Here is a 21,940-nt window from a genome sequence, read left to right as displayed (position 1 = left end):
ATTATAAAAAAAGAGCGTCAAATGACGCTCTTTTTTTATAATAATTCTAATGATTTATTTCAAATCAAAACGGTCTGCATTCATCACTTTGTTCCAAGCTTTAACAAAATCATGTACAAATTTTTCTTGTGAATCTGCTGTTGCATAAACTTCAGCTACAGCACGCAATTCTGAATTAGAACCGAATACTAAATCGGCACGAGTTCCTGTCCATTTTGGAGCGCCAGTTTTACGATCAGATCCCATGTAAAGTTCTTTTGTTTCATCTGTTGCTTTCCAAACTATTCCCATATCCAATAAATTTACAAAGAAATCATTTGTCAACTGACCTGGACGATCTGTAAAAATACCATGTTTAGAACCATCATAATTTGCATTCAACGCACGCATTCCTCCAACTAAAACAGTTAATTCTGGTGCTGTCAATGTCAACAATTGAGCTTTATCGATTACGAATTCTTCTGTAGGTACATTTCTTCTTACATTTTTACGGTAATTTCTAACACCATCAGCAATTGGCTCTAAGTATGCAACAGATTCTACATCAGTTTCTTCTTGCGTAGCATCTCCACGTCCCGCAGCAAATGGAACAGAAATCGTAAATCCAGCCTCTTCTGCTGCTTTTTCAATCGCTGCATTTCCTCCTAAAACAATTAAATCTGCAATAGAAACTTGTTTTGATGAATTAGATAAGTTGAATTCTTCTTGAATTTTTTCTAAAGTTGTTAAAACTTTATTCAATTGAATTGGATTATTACATTCCCAATTTTTCATTGGTTCTAAACGTATACGTGCACCATTTGCTCCTCCACGCTTGTCTGATCCACGGAATGATGAAGCCGAAGCCCAAGCTGTTGAAACTAATTCAGAAATACTCAATCCTGATGTTAAAATTTTAGATTTCAAATCAGCAATATCATTTTCATCAACTAATTCGTAAGTGATTGCTGGAATCGGATCTTGCCAAATAAATACTTCTTTCGGTACATCTGGACCTAAATAACGAGAATGTGGTCCCATATCACGGTGTGTTAGTTTGAACCACGCTTTACGGAAGGCATCTTCAAATTCTTCTGGATTATCTAAGAATCGACGTCCTATTTTTTCATAAACAGGATCCATTCTCAATGCAATATCCGAAGTTAACATTGTTGGTCTCAATTTTTTTGAAGCATCATGTGCATGTGGAATAATTTCTCCAACATCTTTCGCAACCCATTGATGAGCTCCTGCAGGAGATTTTGATAATTCCCATTCAAATCCAAATAAATAGCTTAAAAATAAATTTGACCATTCTGTTGGTTTACTTGACCAAGTTACTTCAAGTCCTGATGTAATAGTATCTGCTCCGTTTCCTGTTCCATATGAGTTTTTCCAACCTAATCCTTGCAATTCTAAACCTGCAGCTTCTGGTTCTGGTCCCACATGATCTGCAGGAGCAGCTCCATGTGTTTTCCCAAAAGTATGTCCTCCAGCAATTAAAGCCAATGTCTCTTCATCATTCATCGCCATTCGAGAAAATGTATCACGAATATCTCTTGCTGAAGCTAATGGATCTGGATTTCCATCTGGTCCTTCTGGGTTTACATATATCAATCCCATTTGTACCGCAGCCAAAGGATTTTCTAAATCTCTATCACCTGTATAACGGCTATTTGGACCATCACTTTCTTCTAACCATATTTTTTCAGATCCCCAATAAACGTCCATGTCTGGTTCCCAAACATCAGCACGACCACCGGCAAAACCTAGTGTTTTGAATCCCATAGATTCTAAAGCAACATTTCCTGTTAAAATAATTAAATCGGCCCAAGAAATTTTACGCCCATATTTTTGTTTGATTGGCCAAATTAAGCGACGAGCCTTATCCAACGATGCATTGTCTGGCCAAGAGTTAAGTGGTGCAAAACGTTGTTGCCCTTCTCCTCCTCCACCGCGACCATCTTGTACACGATAAGTACCAGCACTATGCCATGCCATACGAATGAAAAATGGTCCGTAATGTCCAAAATCTGCAGGCCACCAATCTTGAGAATCTGTCATCAAAGCCTTTAAATCTGCTTTTACAGCTTCTAAATCTAATGTTTTGAATTCTTCTGCATAATTAAAATCTTCACCCATTGGGTTCGATTTATTTGAGTGCTGGCGTAAGATATCCACTTTTAATTGGTTTGGCCACCAATCTTGATTTTGTGTTCCTTCTCCTGCAACTGGTTTAGTCATTGTTCCATTATGAAAAGGACATTTAGAAATGTCTCCTCCTTGATTTTCCATATTACTAATTTTTTATATTTTATATTTCACTATCCTTTTGTAAATATCATAAATATAATCATTTGTAGCATCAATTAAAAATCAAATTGTTTTATCAATCGATAAATTTATCTTATAAATAATATAAATTAAATAGTTATTTATTATATCTTATCAAACAAAATGTCCTATCCCATTATATAAAAATGATAAAATGACATTTCATCACCTAATGCTCCTCATTTCTGGTATGGATATAATCTATCCACCAATCGTCTAATAAATCGAGAATAGGAAGTAATGTTTTACCTAATTCACTCAATTTATATTCTACACGTGGTGGACTTTCAGCATATGTTTTTCGACAAATGATTCCATCGCGTTCTAATTCTCGTAATTGAATTGTTAAAGTTGTTTGTGCCATATTTTCCATCTCACGGCGCAATTCGCCAAAACGTTTTGAACAATCAGTAGAAATCGCTTTTATAATAAGCGCTTTCCATTTTCCTCCAATTATTTTAAAGATTCCATTTGTATCACAACAACAACTATATTTTTTTATTTTTTTTTCTTCCATAATGTCTTCATAACGAATATTAGTACAAAAAAAGATACTAAGTACAGTATTTGTAACTACTTGATTTATTGAAAATACAACATTAAATTTAACCAATTCAATCAACAAAAAAAGTAAATAATGACATTAAAACTAAACGAAATTTTCAAAATATTTATCCTATCCATTGGTATTTTTTTATTTGTATTAGATCTTTTTATTATCAATGTTTCTTTACCAAGTATTCAGAAGAGTTTACATTTATCAAACAGCAAAACACAATGGATCATTATTTTATATATCATCGGTTATGCGAGTTTACTCATCAATGCAGGAAAAATGGGAACTTCCTTTGGGCGAAAAAAACTATACCTCATCGGAATGATTGGTTTTACCTTTTCGTCATTTGTCTGTGGAATATCGAGTAATTTCTATTTACTTCTAGGTGGACGATTATTACAAGGAATAAGTTCTGGCTTGATGGTTCCACAAGGAATCTCGTTAATTACAATGCTTTTCGAGAATCAACAAAAAAGAACAATTGCTCTTGGAATGTATGGAAGTATAGCGGGAATAGCTTCTGTTTTAGGGCAATTTTTAGGTGGTATTTTACCCGATTTGAATTGGATTGAAGAAAGTTGGCGTTTGATATTTTTGGTTAATATTCCGATAGGTTTAATGGCGATTGCAGCAACAGCTTTTTTGATTTCGAAAGATAAAAACCTCATCAAAGAAAAGGTTTTTGGAAAAGAAATGATTCAATTATTTATTCTACTTATCTTGATTATCTATCCATTAATCGTAGGACCAGAACTAAACTGGCCATGGTGGACACTTTGTTTAGTCATCTTATCACTTTTAATAGGAATAGCATTTATCCAAATACAAAAAAAACGTTTTCAAAAACACTTGCCTTCTCTTATAGATTTTTCTCTGTTCAACAATCGTATTTATAATTTGGGATTATTAGCTGCATTGGCTTATTATATGGTGCAAGATGCATATTTTATTATCAATTCCAATTACTTACAGAATATCCGCGATTTTACGCCAACCATGACAGGAATCGCATTTGTATACCAAGGAATTGGTTATGTAATAGCAAGTCTTATCGTAAGTCGTTGGGTTGATAAAATGGGACGATGGATTATTTTAGTTGGTTTAACCTTTATGGTATTTGGTCTTGTAGCACATATTTATATGTTCAACCAAGTTCATATCACAGTTACAGAAGTACATCTGGTATTTTTCTTCTACGGAATAGGATGCGGAACCGTTCTTCCATCCTTAATGACATTAGCACTTCGTGATTTGAACAAATCATTAATAGGAATTGGTTCTGCTTTATATCTTACAGTACAACAAATAGCCATTTGTCTAGGAATTGCATTTATAGTTGGTTTATATTTCAATCACAACAAACAATCATTTTTAAACTTTAATCAATTATCAGGAGCTTATGGCTATGCAACTTTGGTATCTATTATTTTATTAATCTGTGTAGGCTATATTATCAACAAATTATTTTCAAAAACGAAAGATCAAACAATCACTAAATCCTAACTATTAAAAACTTTAAATTAGTTTTCATCTTCTTTCATCTTTCTCTAAAAGGGGAATATTATCCCCTTGAGAAAGAAAGTAGATGATTCCAAGTGAATACAAAACTTATTATTCCAACAATCTTAATCATTAACAAACAAATTAAAAACATCTCGTATATCATCTACTTTATTATTGCTATTTATTCTTCTTCACCACTATTTTTCATAGCTGTCAAAAGATTATAAGCGCCTTTCGATACATAAATTTTCCCTGTATTTTGAGGAGATTTTATTTCAATCTTTTTATTGGCGGCTATTCCTATTTCAACTGGAACCAAACGGAATTGATTTTTATTTTGTCTTTCGAATACATAATCTTTTCCTTCGAACTGAACGACAGCTTCCTCTGGCAGAACATTTGCATTAAGAGAATTCACTTGCAATTCGATATTAAAATACATATTCGCTGTTAATCGAGTTCCGTTTGCATTTGTAATTCGAGCAAAAACATCTACTGTTCCATCTTCATTCACTTGATTTGAAATAGACGTAATCTGTGCATCCAATTTCTGATCTGGTTTAGCATTCGTATACGCTTTTAGGAATTGACCAAGCTGAATGCTACTCAAATCTTTTTCAAATACTTTGATATTTAACAAAGAACGATCAGGATTGATAATTTCTAACATCGCATCTGCAGGAGAAACATATTGCCCTGTATTGGCATAAACCTGACTAACCATTCCACTTATCGGCGCATAAACATTGATTGTACGTTTGATATTACTCAAAGAAACGGAAGAAGGATTAATATTCATTAACCTAAGTTTTTGCTCCAACGAACTTTTCTTCACCATTAGCGATTGACGAGTTGCCTTTGCTTGTTGCATTACTTTATCGCTTGCTGCTTGCTCAGCATTCAAATCTTTTTGACGAACATAATCGGCGCTCGCCTGCTCCAACAATGCTTTTGTTGTTAAATAATCTTCTTGCATTTGGATATATTGTGGATCTTCCAAAACAACCAAAACTTGTCCTTTGTTCACATAATTTCCGGGGATTAATGCAATTCGTTTTACATAACCTCCAAAAGCATTCGTTATCGAAATTGTATTTTCTGGAGTTACAGCTGTTCTCGCATTTAGACGAATAGTAGCTGGTAAATTCTGATGCTGTAAGGAAGCTGTATCAAGTACAAAATTTTTCAATTGAGCATCTGTCAATTTTAATATAGATGTAGAAACCGTTGTTTCTTGTGCAACTTCATTTTTTGTTTCTTCTTTGTTACAACTCATCACAACAAGAGAAGTACAAAGCATTAAGATATATTTTTTCATATTAATTTTCGGTATAAAAAGTCATTGCGGCATAAGCCTGATTACATAAATTCTTTGCTTCTAAAAACTTTGTTTTTACTTCGATGATTTGATTATTCAAAATCACCCAATCCAAAAAATTAATCTCACCTTCCAGCAATTGTCGATTAATTGTTTTTTGCAAATCATGAGCAGCAGGAAGTTGACTTTGCTCAAAATCAGCTACAATTTCTTCGTAGGTTTTTACTTTATTTTTCAAAATATCAAAATCTTGCTCCAACTTTGTTTGTTGTAAAGAATAAGCTTGTTTTGCTAAATCAATTTTAACTTTTGACGCTTCGATAGACGAATTAATTCCTCTATTAAACAAAGGTAAACCGACTCCTATTTGAAATGAATTGTAACGATTTTGATTCAAATCAGAAAAACTTTGGTTTGAATAACCAACCGTTAAAACGGGAATTTTTTTCGATTTTTCAACTTCAGTTTCCAAAGTTGATAATTGAATATTCTCTTCTGCTAACTTTAATAACGGATGAGTATTCGAGATCGGCAAGAACGAAATTTCAATCCAATTTATTCCTTCTTTAGTTGGATAAATTTTGAGTGAAGAATTGGTTAAAAACTGAATTTGTCTCGAATCATTTTCCAATTCATTTTCGACTAATTTTAATTGATTTTGAATCGACTTTAGCTGAATAATTGCTGTTGAAACCTCACTACGATTCGATTCTCCTTTCTTCAATCGTAAATTCGCTTTCTTCAAAAACGCTTCATATATCGTTTCATTTTCTTTCAATAAATCATATTGCGATTCTGTATTTTGCATATTCACATACAAAGCAGCCAATCGTTGTTTTATCTCAACCTTTGTCAACTTTTCAGTTGCTTTCGAAGCATTTATAAATTGTTCATTCAACGCTTTTTGACGAGTAAAAACCACTGGAAATTGAAACGATTGCGAAATACTAAACTTATTATCAAATTTACCCGAATTCACTTGTCCTAATTCTGTAGAAATATCCAAAGGAGAAAGCGAGCGATTAGCAAATACATTTTTCTCGTGATAAATGGTATTCAATTCAGCTTGTTTAATTTCAAGATTATTCGCTTCTGCTAATTTCAAGACTTCATCAAAACTTGTACGTTCTTGTGCATAAACTGTTGTTCCAAAGCAAGCGAAAAGCAATAAGAAAGCTGTTGGAATTGATTTATGATGAGTTGATTTCTTTTTAAAATGAATTTTTTCGAACATAACATATAATATTGGTAAAACAAAAAGGGTTAGAAAAGTTGCGCCCATCAATCCGCCGATAACAACCGTTGCCAACGGACGTTGCACTTCTGCTCCAGAACCATTACTAAGCGCCATTGGTAAAAAACCTAAAGAAGCTACAGCTGCTGTCATTAGCACAGGACGAAGTCGTGTTCGTGTTCCCATGATTACAATTCGAGTTGTGTTTTTTATTCCTTGTTCTCGTAAACGATTGTATTCAGAGATTAAAACAATTCCGTTTAAAACCGCAATTCCGAAAAGTGCAATAAATCCAACTCCAGCACTGATACTAAATGGCATATCGCGCGCAGCTAAAAATAATATTCCACCAATTGATGAAAGCGGAATAGCTGTGTAGATTAATAAACTTTCTTTGATAGATTTGAAAGCGAAAAATAATAAGACAAAAATCAAAACCAAGGCAACTGGAACAGCGATTCCTAAACGAGCTTTCGCATGATTTAGATTTTCAAATGCACCACCATAAGTTGTATAATATCCTGTAGGAAGTTTTATTTGTGCATCAACCTTTTGTTGCAACTCTTCTACAACACTTTCTATATCGCGTCCTTTTACATTAAAACCAACAACAATTCTGCGTTTAGCATCTTCGCGTTGAATTTGATTTGGCGTATTTTTATATTCTACTTTTGCCAATTGATTCAAAGGAATCTGAATTCCAGAAGCAGTAGGAATCAATAAATTTCGAATATCTTCTATATTCTCGCGTTTGTCTTGTGCAAGGCGAACAACCAAATCAAAACGTTTTTCACCTTCGAAAACCATTCCTGTCGATTGTCCTGCAAAAGCCATATTAATAATTCGGTTTGCTTCGTCAATACTCAATCCATATTGTCCTAATAAAGCGCGATCAAATTCTATTACAACTTGTGGAACGCCATTAATTGGTTCGATATACAAATCTTGCGCACCTTTTACACTATTGATTATTTTTCCTAATTTCTCAGCATTAGTAGCTAAACTATCTAGGTTTTCACCAAATATTTTTACCACTACATCTTGTCTTGCTCCTGTCATTAATTCATTGAAACGCATTTGAACAGGAAACTGAAATCCGGTAGAAAGTCCTGGAATCTCCTCTAAAGCTTGACTCATTTTATCAGATAATTCGGGGAACGTTTTTGCAGAAGTCCATTCTTTTTTAGGTTTCAATACAATAATCATATCCCCAGCATCCATTGGCATTGGCTCGGTAGGAATTTCACCACTTCCTATTTTGGTTACCACCATTTCAACCTCAGGAAAACGTTCTTTCAATATTTTCGCCGCTTTGTTTGTATATTCTATCGTTGTGGTAATATTACTTCCTGGTAAAATACGCGCTTCTACAGCAAAATCGCCTTCTTCTAAAGCTGGAATAAACTCTCCACCTAAACGAGACATCACAAAAACAGCAACCAAGAAAAGAGCAAGTACTACAGCTAAAATAATCGAACGAACTTTTAAGGCTTTGATTAAATATTTCTGATGAAAAACCTCAACCTTTGCCATTACACGATCAGACAAATTTGGTTTTACTTTTTTGTTTTTACTCAAGAATAAACTGGTCATCATTGGCACATAAGTCAAAGAAAGAATAAAAGCGCCAATCAATGCAAATGCAACTGTTTGTGCCATTGGTTTGAACATTTTTCCTTCTATTCCTTGTAAAGTAAAAATTGGTAAATAAACAATCAGAATTATAATTTGACCAAACACAGCCGAATTCACCATCTTTTTAGCTGAAGTTCCTACGGTTTGATCCATTTCTGTTTGAGTTAATTTATTCTTCAACCCAAATTTTTTGTGATGTGCCAATTGATGCATCGCGGCTTCAACAATAATTACAGCGCCATCCACTATCAATCCGAAATCTAATGCACCTAAACTCATTAAATTACCTCCAACTCCAAAAATATTCATCATAATAATGGCGAATAACAAAGCCAAAGGAATCACAGAAGCTACAATAAATCCTGCACGTAAATTTCCTAAGAAAAGAACCAACACAAAGACAACAATCAAAGCTCCTTCAAGCAAATTGGTTTCAACTGTATGTATGGTATTATCCACCATTTTTTTACGATCCAAGAAAGGCTCTATTACCACACCTTCGGGCAACGTCTTTTTTATTTCTTCGATACGTTCTTGTACATTTTTTACAACCTCGTTACTATTTGCGCCCTTCAACATCATCACAATAGCTCCAGAAACCTCTCCAGTGTCATTATAAGTCATCGCACCATAGCGTGTTGCAAATCCAATTTTTACATCAGCAACATCTTTCAATAGAATTGGAGTCGCACTTTGTGAACGTTTAACCAAAATATTCTCAATATCTTCTGTTTTACCAATCAAACCTTCAGATCGAATAAATAAAGATGTTGGTCCTTTTTCGATATAAGCTCCTCCTGTATTTTGATTATTTTCGCTCAATGCATCAAACAGATCATTGATTGTTAAATTAAAAGATTGTAAACGTTGTGGATCGATTGCAATTTCATATTGTTTTAGTTTTCCTCCAAAACTACTCACATCGGCAACTCCAGGAACACCCAACAGTTGACGACGAACAATCCAATCTTGTATTGTTCGTAATTCGATTTCATCGTACTGATCTTCATAACCTTCGGCAGGACGAACTACATATTGATAAATTTCGCCCAAACCTGTAGAAATTGGACCAAGTTGAGGTTCTCCAATTCCATCTGGAATCTCGTTCTGAACTTGTATCAAGCGTTCGCTTACTTGTTGTCGAGCCCAATAAACATCTGTGTTATCATCAAAAACTATGGTTACTAATGATAATCCAAAACGAGAAAAACTACGAATTTCTGTAATTCCACCAATATTTGAATTGGCTTGTTCGATAGGAAAAGTCACTAAACGCTCGATATCTTCTGCACTAAATGAAGGCGCTACAGTGATAATTTGAACCTGATTAGATGTGATATCAGGTTGTGCATCAATAGGTAATTTTGTTGCATCGTAGATTCCAAATATCAACAATGTCAACGAAAACAAACCCACGATAAATTTATTCTTGATTGAAAAATCAATAATTTTATTTAACATCGTAAAATTGTATAGATTAAAAATATGCTAGATACAACTTGTAAATAGCTGAAATGAGACAAACTGGTAAAAATCAATTTGTCTTAAAATCTAAAAAAATTACGCTTGTTTAGGCGGTTGCCAAATGGAATCTAAATAACGTGTACACAAGAAATCTTCATTAAAATACTTGATAGATGTTGTTGAAATCTCTTTGTCTAAATGTAAAATATTAAATAATTTTATTGGAGCGAAAAAAAAGTCTATGTGAACAAATTCCACTTTCATGAAAGGTAATTTTTGATCAGTTTCCCAATCTTCGTCAATTTCATGTCCACCATAATGATGAACTAAGAAAAACTCCATTTCATCAAAAAAATCTCCTCCTTTATCGTGCTCAATAAAATGAGAAACAAACACAGGCAATTTGTATAACTGACAAAATTGAGTAGCTGTCGTTAAATACAAAAAAATTAGAAGTTTCGTTGCCCATATTTTCACAGGTCAAATGTACATGCTATTTTATTTGATTTCAAATTTTATTGATAAATATCATCCCTAACATTATTCATACAAATAATCTATAAGTTTTGCCTTGACAAAAATGTTCTTGGTGAAAAGTTTCTGTCATTTTCTAACCACAATAGGAACATAGGTTTTATTAAATTATACTGTCTACGCTTAACGTTTTACGTTTTTATTCTTTTTCAATATTCAAATTTACTTTTTAAAAACAGATTCTAAAAACTGTCCTTGCTGAAGAGTCGAGTGTCAATTCGGTGTAATGAGCGTTAAAAATGGTTTACTGTTCGCATTTCACATGCGAATGATTTAAAACATTTAGCGAGTAGCCGTTATTGACCGACTTGGAAGCACAGACTTGATTTTTTTTGTTCGTTTTTTCATCAAGGTTCCCCGTAGGGCATATGAATTCATTTGAAAACAATAATAAGTCATGAATAAAAAATGAACGTAATAAAATAATTAACTACTAATAATCTTCTTGTTATCGTAAATTCAATTTAGAATATCTAAACAAGCACTTCTGCTAACATCGGTAACTGTTGCACAACATCAATTTTAGATACAAAAACACTATAAATAACAACCTCTTTAGAAGCGATTTTATTGAGGTTTTTTGTTTTTACGTGAAACCGTAGTTTATTGTTAAAAACTTAATTGAATATTTAGTAGTAATTTTATATAACTAAACTATATTTTAGTTAGTGTAGAATAGTAATCAAAGAGATAATATCTATAAATAGCAAAATATGAATGTACAAGAGTTTCTTGTATTTTTTAGAAAAGAAATACCCCATTTGCAAAGTACTGAGAGTGCATTTGATGATTATCAAAAAAAGCATTTAATATTTCATGAACTAACATCTAATTTTCATGACAAGGCAAAACAATCATATTTTGAACAAACTAATAAATTGATTGACAAGAATGATTTTCAAAAATACTATGGAATAGGAACTTTATCAGAATTTGCCTATTTGGGATTATTCGGAGAGAAAGATGAAGTGGAATTTTCTAATCTCATTAGAAAATTAACAAACAAACTTGACATCACTGATAATGAATCTGAAATTAAGGAAATATTAGACTTTATTTATAGCTTGACTGATTTTATATTACATGAATATTATCCAGAAGAAGGAGGTGAATTACGAAGATCAATTATAGAACTGAAAATAAAAATATTAGAAATTGAAAAGTATGATCATGAGAAAATTGGAGAACTTATAATACGTTTCTTAGACTTAATGATATAAAATAACATATTTGTAAAATTCTATAGTAAATAATACTGACTTTCGTTTTGTTTGGAGAACTTGAGATGTATTGCAAAATTATTGAAGACAAATAACAATAAATATAAAACCTCGCTAAGTGTTTTTAAGCGAGGTTTTTTGCTTTTACACAACAAGGTATAACTCTTATTTTGTCGTCTATATTTTATAATAACAAAATAGCCTATTTCTTCGGGGTTTGTTCGAGTGTCCTTCGACAATGGTTCGAGAAAAAGTATGTTTTGTCGAACAACAGTCGAACAACGGTCGAAGGATTGTCGAAGGATTGTCGAAGGATTGTCGAAGAAGGTAGGTTAAAACACAGCTTTATTTAGGTGTAATATTTTTTGCGTGAAACGATATAATTTGATGTTATTTTATAATACCACAAAAGGCAAACGTTAGTTTGCCTTTTGTGGTATTATATATTATGTAATAGCAAGACTTCAGGGATCGAATCTCTCTTATTTTCCATTATAAATAGATTTACTTACTATTTTTATTTCTCCATTCATTTCTTTTAAAATCCAGTAACTTGAAAGTTCAAATGTTAAGTCAATAATATTAAATCTATTTAAATCTGCTTTTAAACCTGTTTTTTTAATGGGTATAATTTGATCTTTTTTTGAAAGTATAAAAATAATATTATTATCAATAATAGTAATATAAATATTGGAATCAGATTGAATAAATTTTGATATTCTTCCACTTGCTAATTTTATTTCACTTTCTTTATTAAAATCAATATACCAAACTTGTCCATCTCTAAGGTAATATTTTTTCAAATCAATTAATTCAATGAAGCTTATCAAGTTATTATTTTTAATAGTTACAATTTCAGCATAAATATTTTCTTTACTCTCTTGACCGAACACTCCTACCCCTATACTTAGAAATAAAACAACAGGAATTACTTTTTTTATAAAACTTTTCATAATTATTTTTTTCTTTTTGGTATGGTAATAATAGCTGTATTTAACTCTATCCCATTTTCATCATACGTTTTATATTGTTTATCATATCTAGTATAAATTCTGAATGTAGGTTCGCAAGATTGGTATTGTTGTACCCTATAAACACTACCTCAACTTCTAGATTATTATTCAAACCTGCATAATTACGTGCAGAACTGAAATAATAATCTTTTGCATTTACAACCACTTTTTCTTTTTCCTTATCTTACGTATATTTTCATTAAAATTACTCTAATTTTCATTCTTAAAACATATAAGAGGATTAACTCCTTGAGATGTTCTCTGTATTAAATCAAATTTATTCAAATATTAATCTCTAAACTATATTTACTCAATTTTAATAACTTATAATCATTCCCATCTTACAAAAAATAACTTTCAATCACAATATGAATTTTGTATTTTGCATTCTAATATTTCAATATTATTTTAACTTCATTTTAGATAATGGTATTTGAAGCCCTACTTTCACACTATGCATATTCACGAAAGTTTTAAAACGTTTTATATTCGAATTACTAAAAAATAACTCTCGTGTCAGTAATTCATATTCTCTCATACTATTCACAACCATAACCAGAATAAAGTCGACTTCTCCTGTCACATAATAACATTGCTGAATTTGAGGAATATGACTAAAAGTTGATTTTATTTCATCGATGAACTCAATTTTATCTGTATTCAATTCAATTTCTACGAATAATAAGATGTCTGAAGCAACTTCTTCAGGATTAATCACCGAAATATCTGCGATAATCACTTTTTCTTCACGCATTTTTTTTATTCTACGTTGAACTGCTGCAGCCGAAAGACCTATTTTATAGCCAATATCACGTTGAGAAGTCATATTATCTTGCTGTAAAATTTCTAAAATTTGAATATCAAATTGATCTAAATTCATAAAAAAACCTACTAAAATTAAACAAAATTGCAAAACCTCCTATAAAATTAAAGTTTTTCACCTTACTATTTAAATTATTTTTACAACTCAGTAAAGAATTCAAATCTATTATTAATGAAAAACGCTACACTTAAAGGATTTTTATTTGCAATTATAGCAGCTGCTTTATGGGGAATTTCTGGAACATTCGGACAGTTTTTGTTTCAACAACGTGGAATCAATGTCGAATGGATGATTACGGTAAGATTACTCGTTTCAGGGTCTCTTTTATTGATTTATGCTGCAACTAAAAAAGAAACCAATGTTTTTGAAATTTGGCAAGATAGGAAAGATGTTATTCGATTATTAGTTTTCTCAATTACAGGAATACTTATGGTTCAATACACCTATTTTGCAGCGATCAAACATTCTAATGCTGCGACTGCAACTGTTTTGCAATATGCAGGCCCTGTTCTTATCGCAATTTATCTAGCATTAAAAAATAAGAAAATCCCTCGTATCATTGATTTTATAGCAATTATATTTGCCGTTTTAGGAACATTTTTATTGGTCACGCACGGTAAATTAGATACACTTACAATTTCCACTACGGCACTATTACTAGGTCTAGCATCTGCTGTAGCTTTGGCGATTTACACATTGCAACCTATTCCTTTATTACAAAAATATAATTCCGCGATCATTATGGGATGGGGAATGTTAATCGGTGGATTTATATTTTCTTTCGTTAAAGCTCCTTGGTCTATTGACGGAGTTTGGGATGATAAAACGTATCTGTACACAACTTTTATTGTAATATTCGGTACGCTTATTCCATTCTATTTGTACCTAACTGCTGTACAGATTATTGGTGGTCAAAAAAGCAGCTTACTCGCTTCTGCAGAGCCCCTTTCGGCTACGATTATCGCGATACTTTGGTTAAATATTTCATTTGGTATGATGGATTGGATCGGAAGCTTGTTGATTATTTCTACAATCTTTCTATTAAGTTATGAAAAAAAGTAAAAAAACTTCTTAACGGGTAAAAGATAAAACCTCGAAAAAATCGAGGTTTTATCAAGTACAACTAGCTAACCAAACTTAATCAAAAGGAAATGCAATAATTGACGTTTCCCCCCATGTACCACCTAATTTATCCCACATGGAATTAGTTGGAAAGTCTCCAATCTTTTCAGCTTCATTGGTTACCAAATAATATTTTTTTGCTTCAGAAGAAGCGTTTTTTATAATAGTAGAACCTTTAGCAATACCATAATCTAACGAATAATTACCTCCGAAAATTTTTCCAAATAAGACGTCCTGAGATAATAAGTATGTTCCATTTGTATTTTCGGCCCATGAAAACTTAGCATATACGCCAGAAGATGGACTAGCTGCATTAAAAGCTCTTAACAGTAGATTAGATCGAACAATCCATTCTCCAGGACCAAGAATGATATAACGACCAGTGTAATTGAGTGTTGTCGTAAAAATAAGTCCACTGTAAGAGCCTTCTATTTGTGATACAATTACAGAATTTCTTTTTTTCCATTTCGCATCACCATTTTGATCAGAAACTAATCTGTAATACTGTCCTTCAGTACCATCTTTCAAACTGAAACCAGCATTTATATTACTTTTAATATCAATAGAAACACTAGGATTCTCTACTCCTATCCCTAGATTAGCATTCTCTAGTATTTTTACATCATTACTAATTTCATTTATAGAAGGAGTTAAAGATTTATTATCAGCTTTACCATCAACCATAAAAATACCTGTAGGATATTCTGTGTTTATTCCAACTTGAGCGTAAGAATAAATACAGAAAAAAAATAAAACTATTTTTTTCATTTGTATCATTTAATTTGCTGGATAAGCGATTATAGAATTTTCAGCCCATGAAGAGCTCCCTAGATTTTGCCACACTCCTTCATAATCCCCTGTTACAGTAGGAATATTATTAAAAAGATAATATGTTTTTTCAGAAGAAGAAGTGTTATTGATAAGAGTTGTCCCACTAGCTAGACCAAATGAACTGATTAATGTGCCTGAATTTAAATTACCAGTCCCGCCACTATAAGTATAGTTCGGTTGTGTACTACTCCATGACAATCTTACCCAAACTCCCTGTCCTTCATTAGGATTTGGATGAGCAGCTAATATGACATTTGTAAAAATCAACCATCTTCCAGGAGGTAATGTAATTGAAGTTCCTGTGTACATAATTTGATTAACAGCTGTAGATATCCCTGTTGATGACCAATTTGCTAAAACTGGTTTTTGAAACGCTTTCCAACTTCCGTTTCCGTAAGCATCTGAAGTCAAGACATAGCCTTCTCCTTGAGAACCGTCATTTAATTTAAATGCTGGTGAAGAAGTGGATACAACTTCTAATTTTCTTATTGGTGCTGTAGTACCTATCCCAACGTTACCTTCTCGAGTAATAACAAAATCGTTTAATTGTTGTTCTTTACTTGGAGCTCCTTCTTTGTTGTTGTCTTTTTTACCATCTACATTAAATACTCCTTGCGGATTATTTGTATTTATTCCTACTTGAGAAAATAAGTGGGAATTAAATGATAAAACAACGAGAAGTGCTAAAGTTTTCTTTTTCATAGATTAGTTAAATTAAATATGTTTAATAATTTTAAATTATTGATTAAGGTTAATTGAATTTTATTCGTTTTTATTAAATCTTAAGGATAGAAATATAAAAACTGTTGCATCTATTGATTCGATTTATAGCTCATATTCTTCATAGCCGTAGGCCATTTATTATTCTCGCCATAGTTATATTGCAATGCTCTGTTTATCATTTCTTGTATTTTCTCTCCACTACGAAGGCCAACAATATAAAGGGCTGCATCTATACCAGAAGTTATTCCTGATGAGGTAATTACTTTTCCTTCGTCTACAAATCTAACATCTCGAATAAGTGTTATCTGCGGAAATTTTTTACTAAAATCATCTGCAACAAAATAATGGGTTGTAGCCTTTTTATCGTTTAAAATACCACTATAGGCGAGTAAATATGATGCCGTACATATAGAGACAATTTTAGTTGAAGGATTACTATTTTCTTTTCGTATAAAATCAGCTAATACCTTATTATTTTCTAATCCTTCTATTATTTTCATATTGGCACCAGGTATAATAATATAGTCGGCAGCAGGAAAATTATCCAACGTATAATCGGTTGTTACCTTTAGTAAATCATTTTCAGTCGATATATTTTTAGAATGAAGTCCTACTGTATAAATATTATATTCTCCATGCGTTTAACTTTTAGCTTTACTAAAAACCTCCATAGGTCCAGAAAAATCTTGTAACACGACATTATCATATAAAAGAACAGCAATATTTAGTGTATCATTTTTCATGTCTGGAGATGAGGGATTTTTAATTTCTTGAGCACTTAAATTAAGATGAACAAGAAGAATCAAGATTAAATATTTCATAATAAATTTGTTTACACTTATTCGATTCACGAATAGTTTGTATGCATTATTTCCAACAAATATAGACTTGAAATCTCCGTTAAAAATGTAAAAGAATGCTTTTATTATGTAATTCGAGCAAAGCACTTATTACAGCTAAATAATTAATTATTAAATGTTTAAATTTTATAAAATAAGAATTTATTTCGAAACATAGCAATCATTCGAAAGAAGAGAAAAAGAGGAAAAATTACTATAATATCAGCCTGAATTATTAGTTTATTCCAGAAGACTTTTGGTATTAAGGAAACCAATAGCTGCCCAAAATGAAGGCAAAATTTAGAAGTGAATAATATAGAAACATTATTGAAAAAAGTCTTCCAATCAGATAAATATTGACAAGATGTAATAAACTTGTATTTAATTTAATTTCTGTTTATTTGATAATTCTTTGATAAACTCAGAAGGAGATATTTTCGTAATAGATTTAAAAACTTTAGTAAAATGACTATGTGTTGAAAAGCCTGAAATTTCAGCCAAATAACTAATTTTATAATTTAAATATTCTGGATTATTATATAATTTTTCTAGAATATACTTTATTCTTAACTCATTCAAATAGTCGTTAAAATTTTTATTTCTATGTTTTTTTATAATATAATTGGCATATTTAGAATTCGTTTCTAAACTGGATATAAAATTTGAAAAAGTAAACTTTTTTGAAGTGTATTCTATCCTCTTTTCAAAATGATCTAATTTCATTAACAATTCCTTTTCCTTTTTGATGGACATTATTGATGAATTATTTTCATTTCTGTCAATTGCATCCAAATCTACAGCATGTCGATTGTGATGATTGTTTTCTAAATTAGCAATTGTCTTTTCAAAGTTGCGTTTTATTTTTTTTCGATTTACTCGATTCATGTAGACGATCAATAATAAAAGTATCGAAATAAAGACAATGAAAACGATAAAAAGGTTTCTATTGGTCGTATATTTTTTTTGATTTTTTTCTAGGTTTCTTACGGAATACGAGTTAAATTCTATCAACTTTTGCTGATTTATTTCATTAATTTCATCATAAAATTTCTGTCTTTCAACTTTATCATAAATTCCATAATTTAAACGCTCTTCATTAATTTTAAGAATTGAATTTGGTAATTTTTTTATTTTGGCAATACGATAAGCTTTATCAAACCATTCCTTAGATTCCTGATATTGCTTATTTTCGGCAAAAATCATGGCTTTTACAAGATATTCCAAGTCTAAAAGGTAGTTATCATTGATTGGAATATTTTTCACTAATGAATTTATTTTATCATGGTAATAAACAGCTTCATTGTAGTCATTATTTTTAAGGTAGTCATAACTTAAGTAACTGTATGACATTGCTAAAAATAATTTATTAGAATCATTATTTTCTAATTTTAATATATTTTCTACATAATCAGAAATTTGTTTTCTGTAAACAATTGCATCTTTATAATCTCGCTTCTTTTCGCTACACATTGCATTCGCTTGCATAAACATGAATCTTACAGAAGGATCACAAATTTTATTTGATATTTTTTTTAATTTATTCCATGCATTATTAAATTCTTTGTCAATTTTTAAATCTTTATAAATCAACATTTGTATAAAATTAGAAACAAATGAATCATCATTTAAGTCGCAGTTATAAAAAAAAGAATCGGCTTTTTTCAGATAAAATAAAGATTCTGAATACTCCATACTTTTGTATTTAGCATCGCCCATTCTTAAGTAAGCTTTCCCTTTTTCACAATCATTTGTAGAAATTTTTAACATTTCCTCGCCAATTGAAAATGAATCTTGCGCTCCCTTATCCTTTTTCTTACTTAAAAATTCAATTTCTTGACTTATACTCTCACTACTTTGAGAAAAAACGAACGTGCAGATGAAAAAAATGAAAATAAACTGAAATTTAAACATTGGTATTTTAATCTAAAATATTTTCTATAAATAACAATAATATTAAACGTTAGAAGTACTATTTTGTGTATCAAACTTTTGTAAAAGTAATCATCTTTACTTTTAAATAAACGAATACGAAATTATTTTTTTAGTTTATTTATCATCTCAACAGAAGAGTTTAATATGAAAATTTCTTTTAAACAAAATGACTTTTTTATATAACCAGAATACTAAAACATAAAAACCCTCCAATTAGGAGGGTTTTATTTTACAAGAAATTTATTGTAGATATTTTAAATATTATCAATATTATACCTTTTCTCAAACTGGAAATTTATTTAGGGATCCTTTTATTATCTACCAATAAAAAAGCCTTCTATTAGAAGGCCTTTACTTTCATTTTTTTATTATTTTATGTGTACTTTCTTTATCATCTACTATAATTTTTAAAATATAATTTCCCTTAGGTAAATGGCCAATACTAATCTTTTTATTTTTTGTTTTTAGTAATATTTCTCCACTTGTACTATATAAAATAGAATTAATCTCTTTTTCAGTATTTATATTAATAAAATCTGATGTAGGATTGGGATATACTTTTAAGTTTAATTGATCGATTTTATTTTCAGGTATTTTTAAGTATTCATCAGGTAGAGTGATTAAGAACACCACTGGTTTTAAATCTTTACTAAGTCCTTCTCCAACTATGTGTTTTCCATTTTCAGATATAGCTAAAGGTAAAGAAAACTTAATACCAAGATCATTATATTTTAAAGTATTTTTTACAAAATCGTTCAGATTTATTCTTCCTTTTTCTTTTATCCAAATAAATCCTTCTCCTGATAAAGTACCTTCAGTATTATCTCTATTATAGCCTAAAATAATACTTCCATCATAGTTAGAAGCGGTTGAATATCCAACAAAATATTGAGAAGATTCAGGTACATTAGGATAATCTATTATTATTAACCCTTCTTCTTTATTCCATATACATCCATAATATCCTATTGATCCAAGTAGCCATTTTCCATTTCCGGATATTGCTACAAATTCCTTTAGAAATTTATTATTTTCTACTTCCACAATTACTTGTTTTCCTTCTTCCCAAAAAGTTCCAACTCTTTGTCCATTTTTTAAATCTTGCCAACCGGCAAAGATTTTCCCATCATTACTCACAGCATTAACTCTTGAAGGTCGTTTTTCTATCGAAGAACCAAGGTCAACGATTCCCTCTTCCTTATTCCAATAAATTCCTCTTGACTGTTCATTATCATATTTCCCAAGTCCAACAAATATTTTTCCGTTAGGAGTCATATTCCATAAATTAGAAGCTTTCATTTTTCCTGGTATAGAACCAAAATACGTCCATTTATCAGTTTCAATATTATAAGATGACATTTCAATATTATTTGTTTTTGGATTTATTGATGTTACACCAATAATTTTACCATCACTAGATATTGCAGGTCTTCCTGAATTACTAATATCTTCTGGAAAGGTATTTAGTGTTTTAAATCCTTTTTCTTTATCCCAAAAAAAATTTCCTTTTTGAGTAAACATCACAATTTTATGCCCATCATTAGACACACCTGAAGGAGTAGGTCCGTAGCCTATAGAATAGACTTGTGCTGTACTATATAAACTAAAAAGTGTACTAAGTAAAATAAATAAATTTCTTTTCATATCTTTCTTTTTTTAAAAATATGAATTAATAATTGATTTTCAGATACATATAAAATAATTAACATTTAAACTAACTAGTGAAACCCGTTTTACATTTTAAATAATTTGCGTTTTTATCTTATTAACATTTCGATTAAAGTATATTTTATTAATGTACTGAATCACATTGAGTGCAGTAATTTTAGCTAGAATTCTGGTTTTAAATCCCTCATAAGTTTTTGCATAATTTCGTCTAATCATTAACTGATTGCATAGTTGAAAAAATAAAGTTTCAATTCTTTTTCGATACTTTTTGAATGGGTAAAACTGAGGTTTATAATCTTTTTGATTGAATCTTTTCGGTGTTTCTAATCGAATATTAACTTCATTAAATAAGTCAATTTGAATTGTTTGTAACAAACAATCTTTATCTACAAGTGACATACAATCAGATAGTTAAAATTTTATATCTTTCAAAAAATTTAGATCTTCTACGCTGAAAAATTAAAAGTGTATCGTATGATATTTTTCGTAGAACTTCCAATATTCTTTCGTGATTAAAATGTACAACGGGTTTTAGATCTTATTTTATAATTTTTTCGAATAAATCTAATTCATTATTATCATCAGATGAATAGATAGATAAAAGGATATAATTCTTCTTTTCTAAAGATTGAATAAAAAATTTAGAGTTTTTAAAAATACCTAATGTAGTATATTCATTATTTAGAATCATGTATAAATATTTTGAGTTACACTCATATAAATTAGGAGAAATCTGTCTATAATTTTGAACATAAATATTTATATTTTCTAACCTCGGATAATAATTTACATTAAAAATTCCACTTGGTGAAGAAATAAAATTAGATACTAAATCTGTATCAAAATTTTTAACTTCTGACATAACAGAATCATTCCCAATTTTTATATTAAAATTAAACTTATCTGTTATATAATATTTTGTAAAAAATAGATTAGAATTAGATGTTTTTCCGCCTACTGTATAAAAAATATACATAGAATCTTTTCTTTCATTTATTATTTTAAGATCATCATAAATATTTTTATTCAAATCTAGTTCATATCCTTTTGGTATATTATTAATTGATAATCGATTAGAATCAATTTCCAGGAATAAAAAAATTGATATGAAAGCTATAATTGGTATAGAAATAACAACAAGTATTATCAATTTTATAATATTTTTTTTCATAATAATGTAATTCAAAACTATTTTTTAAGGATTTTATAATA

Annotated in this window: 18 protein-coding genes and 1 pseudogene; 3 read left to right on the top strand and 16 right to left on the bottom strand. The window is 30.4% G+C overall.

The window, feature by feature from the left end; genetic code table 11:
- Window positions 1–54 precede the first annotated feature (54 nt).
- Together katG and ACMHJW_RS09775 are read right to left on the bottom strand one after the other, a co-directional pair.
- Window positions 55–2,274: a catalase/peroxidase HPI gene (katG, locus tag ACMHJW_RS09780; RefSeq protein WP_413533227.1), complete on the bottom strand. Its 2,220-nt coding sequence runs from the start codon at window positions 2,272–2,274 to the stop codon at window positions 55–57.
- A 208-nt stretch (window positions 2,275–2,482) separates the two neighbouring features.
- A complete protein-coding gene (locus ACMHJW_RS09775) occupies window positions 2,483–2,830 on the bottom strand; it encodes a winged helix-turn-helix transcriptional regulator (RefSeq protein WP_413533226.1) in 348 nt (115 codons plus the stop codon).
- Window positions 2,831–2,950: 120 nt separating this feature from the next.
- Here ACMHJW_RS09775 and ACMHJW_RS09770 point away from each other — a divergent pair, with 120 nt between their 5' ends.
- Window positions 2,951–4,372, top strand: coding sequence for an MFS transporter (locus tag ACMHJW_RS09770; RefSeq protein ID WP_413533225.1), 1,422 nt, complete (start codon window positions 2,951–2,953; stop codon window positions 4,370–4,372).
- 181 nt (window positions 4,373–4,553) lie between these two features.
- Here the strand turns inward: ACMHJW_RS09770 and ACMHJW_RS09765 are convergent, their stop codons facing one another.
- The 3 genes from ACMHJW_RS09765 to ACMHJW_RS09755 all read right to left on the bottom strand — a co-directional run bounded on the left by ACMHJW_RS09765 (window position 4,554) and on the right by ACMHJW_RS09755 (window position 10,419).
- Entirely contained in the window at window positions 4,554–5,690 is a 1,137-nt protein-coding gene (locus tag ACMHJW_RS09765; protein WP_413533224.1) for an efflux RND transporter periplasmic adaptor subunit, read from the bottom strand.
- 1 nt (window position 5,691) lies between these two features.
- Window positions 5,692–10,020, bottom strand: a complete 4,329-nt coding sequence (locus ACMHJW_RS09760) for a CusA/CzcA family heavy metal efflux RND transporter (RefSeq protein ID WP_413533223.1) — start codon at window positions 10,018–10,020, stop codon at window positions 5,692–5,694.
- A gap of 99 nt (window positions 10,021–10,119) precedes the next feature.
- Window positions 10,120–10,419, bottom strand: coding sequence for a hypothetical protein (locus ACMHJW_RS09755; protein WP_413533222.1), 300 nt, complete (start codon window positions 10,417–10,419; stop codon window positions 10,120–10,122).
- 851 nt (window positions 10,420–11,270) lie between these two features.
- Here ACMHJW_RS09755 and ACMHJW_RS09750 point away from each other — a divergent pair.
- Window positions 11,271–11,777: a hypothetical protein gene (locus ACMHJW_RS09750; RefSeq protein WP_413533221.1), complete on the top strand. Its 507-nt coding sequence runs from the start codon at window positions 11,271–11,273 to the stop codon at window positions 11,775–11,777.
- Window positions 11,778–12,259: 482 nt separating this feature from the next.
- Here the strand turns inward: ACMHJW_RS09750 and ACMHJW_RS09745 are convergent, their stop codons facing one another.
- The 3 genes from ACMHJW_RS09745 to ACMHJW_RS09735 form a co-directional block, all read right to left on the bottom strand.
- A complete protein-coding gene (locus ACMHJW_RS09745) occupies window positions 12,260–12,730 on the bottom strand; it encodes a hypothetical protein (protein ID WP_413533220.1) in 471 nt (156 codons plus the stop codon).
- Window positions 12,731–12,776: 46 nt separating this feature from the next.
- Window positions 12,777–12,956 carry a hypothetical protein gene (locus tag ACMHJW_RS09740; RefSeq protein WP_413533219.1) on the bottom strand — a complete coding sequence of 60 codons (180 nt, stop codon included), beginning with the start codon at window positions 12,954–12,956 and terminating at the stop codon, window positions 12,777–12,779.
- A gap of 237 nt (window positions 12,957–13,193) precedes the next feature.
- Window positions 13,194–13,670: an Lrp/AsnC family transcriptional regulator gene (locus tag ACMHJW_RS09735; protein ID WP_413533218.1), complete on the bottom strand. Its 477-nt coding sequence runs from the start codon at window positions 13,668–13,670 to the stop codon at window positions 13,194–13,196.
- 114 nt (window positions 13,671–13,784) lie between these two features.
- Between ACMHJW_RS09735 and ACMHJW_RS09730 the strand changes: the two genes are divergently transcribed.
- The gene (locus ACMHJW_RS09730; protein WP_413533217.1) at window positions 13,785–14,675 is read left to right on the top strand and encodes a DMT family transporter; all 891 of its coding nucleotides are present in this window, start codon (window positions 13,785–13,787) and stop codon (window positions 14,673–14,675) included.
- A gap of 75 nt (window positions 14,676–14,750) precedes the next feature.
- Here the strand turns inward: ACMHJW_RS09730 and ACMHJW_RS09725 are convergent, their stop codons facing one another.
- The 8 genes and pseudogenes from ACMHJW_RS09725 to ACMHJW_RS09690 form a co-directional block, all read right to left on the bottom strand.
- On the bottom strand, window positions 14,751–15,503 hold the full coding sequence (locus tag ACMHJW_RS09725) for a hypothetical protein (protein WP_413533216.1): 753 nt from the start codon (window positions 15,501–15,503) through the stop codon (window positions 14,751–14,753).
- A gap of 9 nt (window positions 15,504–15,512) precedes the next feature.
- Complete coding sequence (locus tag ACMHJW_RS09720; protein WP_413533215.1) at window positions 15,513–16,268, bottom strand: hypothetical protein; 756 nt, start codon at window positions 16,266–16,268, stop codon at window positions 15,513–15,515.
- A 110-nt stretch (window positions 16,269–16,378) separates the two neighbouring features.
- Window positions 16,379–16,912, bottom strand: a complete 534-nt coding sequence (locus ACMHJW_RS09715) for a DJ-1/PfpI family protein (protein WP_413533350.1) — start codon at window positions 16,910–16,912, stop codon at window positions 16,379–16,381.
- Window positions 16,913–16,930: 18 nt separating this feature from the next.
- A complete protein-coding gene (locus ACMHJW_RS09710) occupies window positions 16,931–17,110 on the bottom strand; it encodes a hypothetical protein (protein WP_413533214.1) in 180 nt (59 codons plus the stop codon).
- A 399-nt stretch (window positions 17,111–17,509) separates the two neighbouring features.
- Window positions 17,510–18,895, bottom strand: a complete 1,386-nt coding sequence (locus tag ACMHJW_RS09705; protein ID WP_413533213.1) for a helix-turn-helix domain-containing protein — start codon at window positions 18,893–18,895, stop codon at window positions 17,510–17,512.
- A 522-nt stretch (window positions 18,896–19,417) separates the two neighbouring features.
- Window positions 19,418–20,704: a T9SS type A sorting domain-containing protein gene (locus ACMHJW_RS09700; RefSeq protein ID WP_413533212.1), complete on the bottom strand. Its 1,287-nt coding sequence runs from the start codon at window positions 20,702–20,704 to the stop codon at window positions 19,418–19,420.
- A 96-nt stretch (window positions 20,705–20,800) separates the two neighbouring features.
- Window positions 20,801–21,178, bottom strand: a pseudogene (locus ACMHJW_RS09695) (transposase); the annotation flags it as partial.
- An 88-nt stretch (window positions 21,179–21,266) separates the two neighbouring features.
- Window positions 21,267–21,899 (bottom strand): hypothetical protein, encoded by a 633-nt coding sequence (locus tag ACMHJW_RS09690; protein WP_413533211.1) that lies wholly within the window; start codon window positions 21,897–21,899, stop codon window positions 21,267–21,269.
- Window positions 21,900–21,940: the final 41 nt, after the last annotated feature.

It is taken from the genome of Empedobacter brevis (assembly GCF_965118635.1).
GTDB lineage: Bacteria > Bacteroidota > Bacteroidia > Flavobacteriales > Weeksellaceae > Empedobacter > Empedobacter brevis_A.
Note: the sequence above shows the minus strand (reverse complement) of the source record. Positions and strands in the feature narration are given on the sequence as shown.

Bases quoted from the DNA above. Each gene is read 5' to 3' on its own strand.
- katG (WP_413533227.1), bottom strand. From the start codon at position 2,274: ATGGAAAATCAAGGAGGAGACATTTCTAAATGTCCTTTTCATAATGGA.
- ACMHJW_RS09775 (WP_413533226.1), bottom strand. From the start codon at position 2,830: ATGGAAGAAAAAAAAATAAAAAAATATAGTTGTTGTTGTGATACAAAT.
- ACMHJW_RS09770 (WP_413533225.1), top strand. From the start codon at position 2,951: ATGACATTAAAACTAAACGAAATTTTCAAAATATTTATCCTATCCATT.
- ACMHJW_RS09765 (WP_413533224.1), bottom strand. From the start codon at position 5,690: ATGAAAAAATATATCTTAATGCTTTGTACTTCTCTTGTTGTGATGAGT.
- ACMHJW_RS09760 (WP_413533223.1), bottom strand. From the start codon at position 10,020: ATGTTAAATAAAATTATTGATTTTTCAATCAAGAATAAATTTATCGTG.
- ACMHJW_RS09750 (WP_413533221.1), top strand. From the start codon at position 11,271: ATGAATGTACAAGAGTTTCTTGTATTTTTTAGAAAAGAAATACCCCAT.
- ACMHJW_RS09745 (WP_413533220.1), bottom strand. From the start codon at position 12,730: ATGAAAAGTTTTATAAAAAAAGTAATTCCTGTTGTTTTATTTCTAAGT.
- ACMHJW_RS09735 (WP_413533218.1), bottom strand. From the start codon at position 13,670: ATGAATTTAGATCAATTTGATATTCAAATTTTAGAAATTTTACAGCAA.
- ACMHJW_RS09730 (WP_413533217.1), top strand. From the start codon at position 13,785: ATGAAAAACGCTACACTTAAAGGATTTTTATTTGCAATTATAGCAGCT.
- ACMHJW_RS09725 (WP_413533216.1), bottom strand. From the start codon at position 15,503: ATGAAAAAAATAGTTTTATTTTTTTTCTGTATTTATTCTTACGCTCAA.
- ACMHJW_RS09720 (WP_413533215.1), bottom strand. From the start codon at position 16,268: ATGAAAAAGAAAACTTTAGCACTTCTCGTTGTTTTATCATTTAATTCC.
- ACMHJW_RS09710 (WP_413533214.1), bottom strand. From the start codon at position 17,110: ATGAAATATTTAATCTTGATTCTTCTTGTTCATCTTAATTTAAGTGCT.
- ACMHJW_RS09705 (WP_413533213.1), bottom strand. From the start codon at position 18,895: ATGTTAAAAATTTCTACAAATGATTGTGAAAAAGGGAAAGCTTACTTA.
- ACMHJW_RS09700 (WP_413533212.1), bottom strand. From the start codon at position 20,704: ATGAAAAGAAATTTATTTATTTTACTTAGTACACTTTTTAGTTTATAT.
- ACMHJW_RS09690 (WP_413533211.1), bottom strand. From the start codon at position 21,899: ATGAAAAAAAATATTATAAAATTGATAATACTTGTTGTTATTTCTATA.